The organism is Pantoea sp. Acro-807 (assembly GCF_011752675.1).
In the GTDB taxonomy this organism is placed as follows: Bacteria; Pseudomonadota; Gammaproteobacteria; order Enterobacterales; family Enterobacteriaceae; genus Pantoea; species Pantoea eucrina.
Window position 1 is genome coordinate 153,983 of the sequence record NZ_VWXE01000008.1, and the last position, 11,024, is coordinate 165,006.

8 protein-coding genes and 4 pseudogenes are annotated in these 11,024 nt (G+C 55.9%); 8 read left to right on the top strand and 4 right to left on the bottom strand.

Annotation, left to right across the window (positions count from 1 at the left end):
• The first annotated feature begins 1 nt into the window (after position 1).
• From F3J39_RS16375 to F3J39_RS16390, 4 genes are read left to right on the top strand one after another with little or no spacing between them, the layout of a single operon-like run.
• Entirely contained in the window at positions 2–949 is a 948-nt protein-coding gene (locus tag F3J39_RS16375) for an ABC transporter permease (protein ID WP_071669468.1), read from the top strand.
• On the top strand, positions 942–1,772 hold the full coding sequence (locus F3J39_RS16380; RefSeq protein ID WP_071669467.1) for an ABC transporter permease: 831 nt from the start codon (positions 942–944) through the stop codon (positions 1,770–1,772). Before F3J39_RS16375 ends, F3J39_RS16380 begins: the two co-directional genes overlap by 8 nt.
• Positions 1,769–3,406 (top strand): ABC transporter ATP-binding protein, encoded by a 1,638-nt coding sequence (locus F3J39_RS16385; protein WP_166714433.1) that lies wholly within the window; start codon positions 1,769–1,771, stop codon positions 3,404–3,406. Before F3J39_RS16380 ends, F3J39_RS16385 begins: the two co-directional genes overlap by 4 nt.
• A gap of 10 nt (positions 3,407–3,416) precedes the next feature.
• Positions 3,417–4,658, top strand: a complete 1,242-nt coding sequence (locus tag F3J39_RS16390) for a M20/M25/M40 family metallo-hydrolase (protein WP_166714434.1) — start codon at positions 3,417–3,419, stop codon at positions 4,656–4,658.
• Positions 4,659–5,066: 408 nt separating this feature from the next.
• On the opposite strand, the pseudogene F3J39_RS16395 reads toward F3J39_RS16390, so the two are convergent.
• The 4 genes and pseudogenes from F3J39_RS16395 to F3J39_RS16410 all read right to left on the bottom strand — a co-directional run.
• Positions 5,067–5,303 (bottom strand): annotated as a pseudogene (locus F3J39_RS16395) (ISNCY family transposase); the annotation flags it as partial.
• Between the two features lie 145 nt (positions 5,304–5,448).
• Positions 5,449–6,315 (bottom strand): annotated as a pseudogene (locus tag F3J39_RS16400) (Rpn family recombination-promoting nuclease/putative transposase); the annotation flags it as partial.
• 63 nt (positions 6,316–6,378) lie between these two features.
• Entirely contained in the window at positions 6,379–7,500 is a 1,122-nt protein-coding gene (locus F3J39_RS16405) for an RNA-guided endonuclease TnpB family protein (protein WP_211049725.1), read from the bottom strand.
• An 89-nt stretch (positions 7,501–7,589) separates the two neighbouring features.
• A pseudogene (locus tag F3J39_RS16410) lies at positions 7,590–7,688 on the bottom strand (Rpn family recombination-promoting nuclease/putative transposase); the annotation flags it as partial.
• Positions 7,689–7,724: 36 nt separating this feature from the next.
• On the opposite strand from F3J39_RS16410, the gene F3J39_RS16415 reads away from it, so the two are divergent.
• From F3J39_RS16415 to F3J39_RS16430, 4 genes and pseudogenes are all read left to right on the top strand, one after another.
• Complete coding sequence (locus F3J39_RS16415) at positions 7,725–7,943, top strand: hypothetical protein (protein WP_166714435.1); 219 nt, start codon at positions 7,725–7,727, stop codon at positions 7,941–7,943.
• A 254-nt stretch (positions 7,944–8,197) separates the two neighbouring features.
• Positions 8,198–9,409 (top strand): SfnB family sulfur acquisition oxidoreductase, encoded by a 1,212-nt coding sequence (locus tag F3J39_RS16420; RefSeq protein WP_166714436.1) that lies wholly within the window; start codon positions 8,198–8,200, stop codon positions 9,407–9,409.
• Positions 9,410–9,418: 9 nt separating this feature from the next.
• On the top strand, positions 9,419–9,946 hold the full coding sequence (locus F3J39_RS16425) for an acyl-CoA dehydrogenase family protein (protein ID WP_247648277.1): 528 nt from the start codon (positions 9,419–9,421) through the stop codon (positions 9,944–9,946).
• Positions 9,885–10,568, top strand: a pseudogene (locus tag F3J39_RS16430) (aliphatic sulfonate ABC transporter substrate-binding protein); the annotation flags it as partial. The gene F3J39_RS16425 and the pseudogene F3J39_RS16430, both read left to right, overlap by 62 nt.
• Positions 10,569–11,024: the final 456 nt, after the last annotated feature.

The window sequence follows — 11,024 nt, forward strand, 5'->3', positions numbered from 1 at the left end:
CGTGACCGCAAGCTATCTGCTTAAACGCCTTCTGCTGATGATCTACACCCTGCTGGTGGTGTCGTTGCTGGTTTTCGGTATTACACAGCTGCTGCCGGCTGACGCGGCTGTTACCTTGCTGGGGCAGAATGCGACGCCGGAAGCGCTGGCGGCAGTACGTGAGCGCCTGGGGCTGGATGCCCCTGCATGGCTGCAATACTGGCACTGGCTGACACAGGCGCTGCAGGGTAATTTTGGTGTCTCCATGCGCAACGGGCTGGAGGTGGCTCCCGCACTGCTGACGGCGCTTTCGCGATCGCTGCTGCTGGCGGCCTGCGCGCTGATACTCATGCTGATCGTTGCTATTCCGCTCGGCATCTGGGCGGCCGTGCGACGCGGAAAAACCGCCGATGTGCTGGTAAGCGTCATTTCCTATGCGGGTATCTCTTTTCCCGAATTTGTTACGGCGACGCTGGTGCTACTGCTGTTTGCCGACGTCTGGCAGGTTCTGCCCGCGACGGGTTATGTGCCGCTCAGCGAGGATTTTGTAAGCGGGATACAGCACCTGATCCTTCCCGCTGTCACCGTGGCCCTGATTCTGGTGGCGCACGTCTCGCGCATGGTGCGTTCAGAAATGGTGGATGTGCTGCATACCGATTACATCCGTGCCGCCTGGCTTAAAGGACTGTCGCGCCGGCGTATCCTCTGGCGTCACGCGCTGCGCAACGGTCTGTTGCCCACCATTACCATTGTGGCGCTGGATGTGGGCTACCTGCTGGGCGGTATTGTGGTCGTGGAGGAGATTTTTGCCATCCCCGGCATCGGTCGTGAGCTGATCGTCGCAGTACAGGCGCGTGACCTGCCGGTGATTCAGGCTGGCGTCATGATCCTTGCCGCAACCTATTCGGTGGTTAACTTTCTTGCCGATCTGGCCTACGTCATTCTGGATAAGCGGATTTCCTATGCCTGACATTTTAAAACGTTTACTCCGTTCACCGCAGGGCGCAGCGGGCGTTCTCATCATCCTGCTGGCATTACTTATGGTGGCCGGCGGCGCGCACGTAGCGCCCTTTGATCCCGAGTCCATCTCAATCCTGACACGCTACAAGCCGCCAGGTGCAGAACACTGGTTTGGCACCGATCAGATGGGGCGCGATATCTTTAGCCGGGTGCTGGTGGGTGCGCGCTCTACGATTTTGCTCTCTCTGCTGGCGACCGCACTCGCTATGGTAATTGGCTCGGTGCTGGGTACGGCAAGTGCCTATCTGGGCGGCAAAACAGACGAATTTATGATGCGTACCATGGATGCCGTTATGGCTATCCCGAGTCTGCTGTTCGCGCTGCTGATTGTCAGCACGCTGGGGCAGAGCAGCATGAATGCGGTGCTCGCTATTACCATCGCCTTTGTACCCGGTATGGTGCGCATTTCACGCAGCGTGGCGCTGGCTGCGCGTCAGCAGGACTACATTAATGCGGCTATCGCCCGCGGCGAAGCAGCCCACTACATCATCCTGCGCGAGATGCTGCCAAATATTCTGGCACCGATCATTGTTGAGGCCACCATCCGCGTGGCATTTGCCATCATGCTGTTTGCCACCCTGAGTTTTCTCGGTTTAGGCGCCCAACCGCCTGAACCGGAGTGGGGCTTAATGGTGTCAGAAGCGCGAACCTACTTCTTCAGCGCGCCGTGGATGATGCTGATTCCAGGCCTGGCAATTGCACTGGTGGCCATTGGCTTTAACTTACTGGGCGACGGCCTGCGTGATGTTCTCAACCCACGGAGCCACGGATGATTGTACAAACTGCACCGGTGCTGTCGGTAGAAAATTACAGCCTCGATTACCGGCTCACAAACGGGCAGGCGCTGCCCGTACTGCGTGATATCAATTTACAGGTGATGCCCGGTGAAGTGCTGGGGCTGGTAGGGGAATCCGGCTCCGGGAAAACCACCCTTGGCTGGGCAATCATGCGCTGGCTGGCGAACAACGCGCAGGAGAAAAGCGGGGATATCCGCCTTAATGGTGACAGCCTTCTGAATTTAGCGGCGCCGGTACTGATGGCGCTGCGTGGGGCGAAGCTCGGCATGATCTTTCAGGATCCGGGCGCATCGCTTAATCCGACGTTAACACTGGGCGAGCAGGTCACAGAAGTGCTCCGGCGCCACCGCAGGCTGAGCGCCCGTGAAGCGCAGGAGCTGGCTGAATCCCTGCTGTATGATGTAGAACTCAAACACCCGGCACGTATGATGCGACGCTACCCGCATCAGGTTTCGGGTGGGGAAAAACAGCGTATCCTGATTGCCACCGCGTTTGCCTGTCAGCCAGCCTGTATGATTTTTGATGAGCCAACCACGGCCCTGGATGTGATCAGTTCCGCACAAATTCTCGATCTCTATGAACGCCTGCGCGAGGAGACGGGCGTGGCATCGCTCTATATCTCGCACGATCTGGCACTGGTAACAAAAGTGGCCGACCGCGTCTGCGTACTGGAAAAAGGCCGTATCGTCGAGCAGGCAGAGACACAAACGCTCTTCACCGCACCGCAGCACAGTTATACCCGCCGGCTTATCGCGGCGGTGCCGAATCCACAGCACCGGCTGATCGCGGATGCTGCGGGCACGCAGCCGCTGCTGACGCTGAATAACCTCACCATCCATTATGGCCACCACGGCTTTATCGATCGCCTGCTGAAGCGCGAGGCCAATACCACCCGCGCCGCAAATGCGGTGTCGCTGACCGTGCATCAGGGGGAAATTCTGGGTGTGGTCGGCGAATCGGGTTCCGGAAAATCTTCTCTGGGCAGAGCCATTACCGGACTTGTGCCGTTTCACGGCGAGTTAAATTTCTGTGGTTCGGGAATGCAGGGCCCTGCGCAGATGGACAAAGCGTATCGCCGCCGCGTACAGATGATATTTCAGCATCCTGATGCCTCACTCAACCCCCGTATGACCATCGGTGAGATAGTTGCGCGTCCGCTTCGTCTGTACGGCTTGCCGCCTGGCGAAACGGAAGCGCAGGCGGTAGCACGTTTGCTTGAAGAGGTGCGTCTGCCGGCGGAGTTTGCCACTCGCTATCCCCATGCGCTTTCGGGCGGACAGAAACAGCGCGTGGCCATTGCACGCGCCTTTGCCAATCCTCCGGACCTGGTGATTTGCGATGAGATCACCGCAGCGCTCGACGTATCAGTGCAGGCCACCATCATTGAGTTGCTGCTGACGCTACGCCGTCGCTATGGCACGGCCTATCTGTTTATTACCCACGATCTCAACCTGATCCGTCAGATTGCCCACCGCGTGGCGGTGATGTATCGCGGCGATCTGGTCGATGTTTTGCCCGGCGGGAATATGTCGTCACTGGCGCAACACCCTTATACGCGTGCGCTCCTTGACGCTGTACATGTTCCCGATCTGTCTCCGTCCGTCGCTTAATGAGAAGCACATGAATCCTGAACAGTTAATCCATCATATCGATCGCGCGTTTTGTCTCTCTTTCCTGGCCAAAATGGTGCAGCACAAAAGCTACAGTGCCACCGACGGCGAACGCGCGCTGGCAAGCTTTATGGCTGAACAGATGTCGCAGCTCGGGCTGGAAACAGAGCTGCAGAAGGTGCCGGGCGATCGTCTTAATGCGATTGGGCGTCTGGCAGGCAGCGGCGGCGGTCACAGCCTGCTGTTTAACGGGCATCTTGACACCAACCCGGTTACCGAAGGCTGGACCGTCGATCCCTGGGCCGGCAAAATTGACGATCGGTTCATTTACGGTATCGGTGTTTCCAATATGAAAGCAGGCGATGCCGCCTATTTCTGCGCGCTGAAGACGCTCATTGATGCCGGCGTAAAGCTCAAAGGAGATGTGATCCTCACGTATGTTGTGGGCGAGTTGCAGGGCGGGATAGGAACGCTGGCAGCCATAGAGCAGGGCGTGCGCGCTGACTACTTTATCAATGCTGAACCCACTGATTTACAGGCGTTAACCATGCATGCCGGTTCGCTGATGTTTACCATCGAGCTAACCGGTAATACGCGTCACCTTTCAAAGCGGGAAGAGGCGGTCGATGCTATCAGCGCCGCAGTTGAACTGATTCCGCAAATCAACGGCATGATTTTCAGCGGCGCTAAAAGCGACGAACATCGGAAAATTAATCGCGGCCATATCGGTACGGTGCACGGTGCGCTGGGGCGAGAGCTGGAGGAGTGGCGTCCGCCGCAGGTTGCTGATTTTGTCCGTCTGAAAGGATCGGCGCGTTTTGCACCCGGCCAGACCGTTGAAGGCGTGCTGGCCGATCTTCAGGCGCTGCTCGACAGGCTCTGTCAGCAGTATCCAGGCCTGAAAGCGGAGCTGTTTGATGACGGTATCCGCGACAAGCCCACCATGCTGCCTTTTGAAGTCTCACCGGCGTCACCGATTGTGCAGGCGGTAAACCGCGCCTGGAAAACCGTGCGCGGCACCGAGCAGCCCACCGGGGCGATCACACCGCCAGCCTTTTATGGTACCGATGCAGCACACTTTTATCAGCATGCGGGCATGGAAGGTATCGTCTGCGGACCCGGCGGAAAGTACAACACCATGCCTGACGAGCGCGTCGAGATAAGCGAATATCTTGATATGGTACGCATCTATCTGCTCGCCATTCTGGATATCTGCCAGCAGGATGAACAGCCAGTGAAGCGCGATGTATGACTGCGGAGGAAGCTGTGCGACTGACCACTGTAGAGGGAAGAGGGGCGTTAGTGAGCCTTCAGGGCTTTATGGGCTGAGTGCCAAAAACACTTATAAAACAACAACAACGGCAAATCTGCGCGGCAAAACCTCTTTTCAGCGGACCCCGAAAAGCGAGTTTACTGTCTATAGTGGATATCTGGTGCAGAGAACAGTTTACATACAGATATACAGCAATGCGGCTCTGAATCAGACGATGAACAAGCCGTTATGGCGGGCTGAATCCCGATTAACGGAGGCTGATTACTGAAAGCCCAATGTGGCGGATCGGCAGTATCATCTGCGATAAAAAGAGAGATCCGGCCAGCAAAGCAGGGGTGAGGCTAAATCTGACGGCCTGGCGATAAGTAAGAACGATCTGCGTAGCAGTCAGTACCGGATTTGCGCCAGATCATCTTCAGTCAGGCCGGTCATCTGCATGACCATATTCTGGTCGAAGCCATTCTGTAGCATGGCTCGCGCAATTCTCAGGCTTGCTGCGCGTTTGCCAAGTTCAATCCCCTCCTGGTGACCTTCCATACGGCCTTCCATGCGTCCTTTCTCAATGCCCTTCTGCTCGAGCTGCTGTGCGATGGTCATGAGTGCATCTCCGTGTTGCGGGATTCGTTATCGCCAGGGATTATATTCCTGCCAAACTGAAAAGAAAAAGAGAGCGACGATGATTGCTGAAACATCTTCTCCTGAAAGGAACCGGAAGCTTCAGAAAACATATCTGGATACCTGAAAGATCGCTCAGAAATGGCCGGGCTGCTCAGTGGTGAATTTGCGCCAGCTCATCCTCAGTCAGGCCGGTCATCTGCATAACCATATTCTGGTCAAGACCGCTCTGTAGCATGGTTCGCGCAATTTTCAGGGTTGCTGCGCGAATGCCTTGCTGCTCGCCAAGCTGAATCCCCTCCTGGCGTCCTTCCATGCGGCCTTCCATGCGGCCTTTCTCAATGCCCTTCTGCTCGAGCTGATGTGCGATGGTCATGAGTGCATCTCCGTGTTGCGGCACACGCTGTGCCAGTTCGCGAACGAAGGCTTCAGAGTCGGCCGACTCTCCTGCCTGCAGTAAATAGTGTATCAGCACTGTCACCTGAGATGAAGAAAGATAGTCCGCCATCAGCAGTGTGGCCAGCCGGTCGGTCAGCGTGGCTATATCGCGCTGGTGTATGTGCTTCTGGAGTAAGGTAAGCGCTGCCATGCTGCGATGATTCATAATGTCATCATCCGGGATAACGGTGATGTCTGTCAGCGGAAAGGGGCCGCCATATAGTTTCTCCGCGACTGCCGGATTGTCGAACTCATCCAGCCAGCGGGTGGAATAGGGATACGGGCTGCGTTTTCCGGTATAGAAGAGCACGGGTATCACCAGTGGCAGCTTTTTGTGCCCGGCCTCAAGGTGGCGCTGCATGGCGGCCACGGCGTAGCGCAGCAGGCGAAAAGCCATATGCCGGTCCGGGGAAGACTGGTGCTCAATGAGCACGTGAACGTAAGCGTCTCCGGCGGTGGTCTTCAGGCTGTAAAGAACATCGCTGAAGTATTGCCGCAGATTATCCTCCACGAAAGAGCCAGACTCCAGCTTCAGGGTGCTGAGATCGCAGAGCGAGCGCAGCTCTGTCGGGAGGTGAAGCTCCTTGACTGCTCCCCGCCCTAAAGGGCGAGGATTCCCACTTCAACGCAACCTACCTGAGCCGCATTACGCGGCTTTAGGGTTTACAGTCGCTCCGTGGGCTAACACTGCCAGCCCGGCAGCTTTGATATTCTTTGCGGCGTTTATATCCCTGTCGTGGTCGGTGCTGCATTCAGGGCAGCGCCATGCACGGACGTTAAGCGCAAGTTTCGGCAGCGTGTAGCCGCAACTGCTGCAACGCTTCGTTGACGGGAAAAACTGGTCAATCGCGACAACAGAACGTCCGGCCCATTCGCCTTTGTACTGTAGCTGGCGAACAAACTCACTCCAGCCCGCATCCGCTATCACTTTGGACAGTTTAGGGTTGCGGATCATGTTCTTCACTTTCAGGGATTCGACGCAAACAACCTGGTTTTCGTTAATGAGTTTGCGGGATAGCTTGTGCAGGTTATCCAGGCGGCAATCAGCAATTTTCGCGTGAATGCGGGCGACTCTGGCGCGGGCTTTGGCGCGGTTCTTTGAGCCTTTTTGTTTCCTGCTCAAACGTCGCTGTAGCAGGGCTAATCGCTTCGCATATTTAGCGGTATGGCGGGGATTGCCGGTTTTGAATCCGGTATCGGTGACGAACAAATCTTTTAAACCAACATCAATGCCGACCGTGGACGCGGTGATCGGCAGTGATACAGGTTCAAACTCGCAGAGGCACGAAACAAAGTAGCGCCCCGCTGAATCTTTGGACACGGTGACGGTAGACGGCACGGACGGCAAAGGGCGACTCCAGCGCACGTCTAAAGGCGCTTTGCTCTTTGCCATGTACAACCTGCCGTCGCGGTATTTAAACGCGGCATCCGTCAGCGTAGCGGCCTGTTTATGGCGCTTGCTTTTGAATGTCGGATACTTTGCCCGACCTGCAAAGAAGTTAGAAAAAGCGGCTTGTTGGTGGCGCAGGGCTTGCTGTAGCGGCACGCTGGAAACGTCATTGAGCCAGGCAAAATCTGGCTCTTTTTTCAGTGCGGTTAATCGTGCGCTGGCTTGTGTATAGCCGATCTTCTCTTGCCGTTCGTAATAAGCATCGGTGCGCCAGCGCAGGATGCTGTTATAGACAAAACGCACACAACCGAACGTTTGAGCCAGTAACTCAACCTGATCGGGTGTTGGATAGAATCTGTATTTATATGCGCGTTTCATGATTTACATATTACGGCGCATTATGTAAGAAGGTCAAGGGATGTTACGCAGTTACCGCGCTTATATCCCCGCCCGATTGGGCGAGGTCTTACGCGCAAATTGATAAAGTCCCGGGCAATCTCCGGCTGCGTAAGAAATTGCCTGAAAGTCGCGTCGTGAGGCGTGGGCGTGCTGTTTTTCTTCTTCATCCGTGCTGACTCATCAAATAACGAGAATATAATATCATGACAGCAAAAGCGCTGTGCCTGGAACCATTTTCATCAGATGTCCGAAACTATTTTCACGCCAGTAATAAAGCGACAGACAAAGGCGTTTATATTTTTGCCTTCAAATATGGCCCACACGTCAAAATAGATTACCTGTTCTATTACGTGTGGGATGACAGGGGCTGGAAAATATCTGTTCACCCTTCTGCAGCACTGCCAGAAAATGAGAGTCAATAAAGCATAATTAAACAGGAATGAATATTTTTCCTCTGAATATCTCAGAGGCGTTTGCCGGTAAACTTCCATTAAATCCCCTCAGGGACGCTATAAAAATCAAAGCTCAATTACTGATTAGCTTTGCGGATATTGTAATAACCACGCTATTTACTTCGTTTTGAACAACTGACTATTATCGCTCTCACTCTGTTAATAAATGTAACGGGCTTAATTCAGCCTGCATGCTTTGACGCCCTTTTTTTACTGGAAACGCCATGAATCTCTCTTTTACTGTACCCGAAACCTGTCAGGCGGCGGTCATCACCCGACGCGAACAGGCTATTCAGGCGGCGCAATCGCTGGCTGAGCAGGCGAAGCCCGGTGCCGTTGAGCGCGATCAGCAGCGGATTTATCCCGTTGATTTGCTGAATCAGTTCACCCGGCTTGGTCTGGGCAGTATCAGCGTTCCGCGTCGTTTTGGCGGAGGCGGGCTGGACTATCAGACCCTGGCGGAGGTTTTTCGCATTATCTCCGCCAGCGATCCCTCTCTGGGCCAGATCCCGCAGAACCACTTTGGGCTGATTCAGTTCATCCTGGGCGAAGGCGAACCGGAACAGCAGCAAACGCTGCTGCAGGCCGTCGTGAACGGCAACCGACTGGGTAACGGTGGTCCTGAAAAAAATACCCGTCATACGCGTGATGTTCAGGCCCGACTGAGCGGAGATGGGAACGCGCGGTTTCTGACGGGAGAGAAGTTTTATTCAACCGGCGCGCTGTTTGCCGACATTCTGGTTACCACCGCTCTTCAGGATGATGACAGGCCTGTGATGGCTTTCATCCCGCTGCCTGCCCCAGGCGCAGAGATTGTCGATGACTGGTCTGGCATGGGGCAGCGTACCACGGCCAGCGGCACGGTCAGGCTTCATCAGGTGGCGGTCGATCCGGCCTGGATTATTCCGCTACCGTCGCCGGAGAAACCGACGCTGCGCGGTGCCGTTTCACAGTTCATCCAGGCGGCGATCGATGCCGGCATCGCGCAGGGCGCGCTGGACGATGCGCTGGCGTTCGTTCGCGATCACTCCCGTCCCTGGGTCGATGCCGGCGTGGTGCGCAACACGGACGATCCTTACATCCTTGCCGATATCGGTCGCATCAGTACCGAACTGAGCGCCGCCAATGCCCTGCTGCGAAGGGCGGCCCGCGTGCTCGACGCCACAGACCCGGCCGCGCTGACAGCCGAAAACAGCGCAGCCGCCTCAATTGCCGTGGCAGAAGCCAAAGTGCTGACCACGGAGATCGCCCTGCGAGCCAGCGAAAAGCTCCTGGAGTGGGGCGGCAGTCGCGCCACGCTGCTACAGCATGGTCTGGATCGCCACTGGCGCAACGCGCGCACCCACACCCTGCACGACCCGGTGCGCTGGAAAACCCACGCTATCGGCAACTACTACCTGAATGCAGTCTATCCCGCGCGTCATGCGTGGATTTAAGGAGAAAGTATGAGTCAGGTTCAGCCGAAACAGCCTGCGGAGAGCGTGCGCAGCGAACAGCAGGCGCTGGATGTCGCCGCACAGCTGGCGCAGCAGTTCCGTGAAGGTGCCGCAACCCGGGATCGCGAACGTGAGTTACCGCATCATCCGCTGCGGGCACTGTTTCAGTCCGGATTAGGGGCGATTACCGTGCCCGAAGCCTATGGCGGTATCGCGGCGTCGACAGCCACGCTGACCTCGGTGATTAGCCTGCTCAGCGAGGCCGATGCGGCAGTGGGTCAGGTTCCGCAGAACCATTTCTACGCGCTGGAAGTCCTGCGCCTTAACGGCAGCGAGTCTCAGAAACAACGCTTTTACGGTGAAGTGCTGGCTGGCGTCCATCTGGGAAATGCGCTGGCAGAATTTTCAGCCCGCGCCGCGCATCAGCGTACCACAGCGATCTGTAACAACGTCCTCAACGGCAGCAAATTCTACGCCACCTGCGTTTGCCCAGGCAGCACAGGCCGATCTGGTTTATCTGGCGCACTCGCCAGCTAATCCGAAAACCGAAGCGATTGTCGTTCCGGCCGATTCACCTGTCAAAAGTGTGGCGGACCTCAGGGGTAAGCGCGTGGCGCTGAACAAAGGGTCTGACGTTAACTATATGCTGGTCACAGCCCTGGAGAAGGCAGGGCTAAGCTATAAGGATATTACGCCGGTCTATCTGCCGCCCGCCGATGCGCGGGCGGCTTTCCAGCGTGGCGCGGTCGATGCGTGGGTTATCTGGGACCCTTACTACGCGGAAGTTGAAACCAACGCCCACGCCCGGTTAATCAGCAACGCTGAAGGGCTGGTGCCGCATTACACCTTCTATCTGGCCAGCCGCAAATTTGCGGAGAGTTATCCGGCAATCGCCGGCAAGGTGGTAGATGAGCTGGACACACTCAGCGCCTGGGCCAATCAGCATCAGGATGAAGCGGCATAAATCATGTCCACCTCGACCGGTCTGCCGCAGCCCATCTGGCAGCGCGCGCTGGCAAGGATGCCCTTTGGCGCAGAGCGCATGACGCCTGAAGTCTTTACGCAGCAGCAGGCCCTGGCTGATACCTTTACGCGGATTGGCCTGCTGCCGGTAAAGGTCGATATCCGCAGCGCGACCTGGTCACAGGATAAAAAATAGGGCGGTCGGGCAGAGGTTCGCGATCCAGGCCTCTGCCTGATAGAGAGGAGCGTTAATTCACTGCCTGACTCTTTGAGCTTAGCCCCAACGTAAAGAGCATTCTGATATTAATATGATTTTCTTCAAATTTATGGCTCAATCGCGTCAGGAGTATGAGTGCAGCAAGCTGAATCTACTCGCTTACAGTCATAGCTCAAGCCTTAATTTAACATAATTATGATTATGCGAACTTAATAGCACTTTTTTTGTTAAACCGCTTTGGCTGATTATGACCATGTATCGCAGTTCAGGAAGCTTATCAGGCAACGGCAAAATCGGCAGGAGTTGATTCTCATGTTACAGCCGCTTTGCATGAGCTGAGGTATGGAAGGCGTCAAGATCAAATACTCAGCGACAAGAGTGCTTCAGCTCTTCCTCAGTCAGACCAGTCACATTCATAACAGACTGAATGTCCAT

Coding starts and splice junctions, on each gene's coding strand:
- F3J39_RS16380 (WP_071669467.1), top strand. CDS start 942: ATGCCTGACATTTTAAAACGTTTACTCCGTTCACCGCAGGGCGCAGCG.
- F3J39_RS16385 (WP_166714433.1), top strand. CDS start 1,769: ATGATTGTACAAACTGCACCGGTGCTGTCGGTAGAAAATTACAGCCTC.
- F3J39_RS16390 (WP_166714434.1), top strand. CDS start 3,417: ATGAATCCTGAACAGTTAATCCATCATATCGATCGCGCGTTTTGTCTC.
- F3J39_RS16405 (WP_211049725.1), bottom strand. CDS start 7,500: ATGAAACGCGCATATAAATACAGATTCTATCCAACACCCGATCAGGTT.
- F3J39_RS16415 (WP_166714435.1), top strand. CDS start 7,725: ATGACAGCAAAAGCGCTGTGCCTGGAACCATTTTCATCAGATGTCCGA.
- F3J39_RS16420 (WP_166714436.1), top strand. CDS start 8,198: ATGAATCTCTCTTTTACTGTACCCGAAACCTGTCAGGCGGCGGTCATC.
- F3J39_RS16425 (WP_247648277.1), top strand. CDS start 9,419: ATGAGTCAGGTTCAGCCGAAACAGCCTGCGGAGAGCGTGCGCAGCGAA.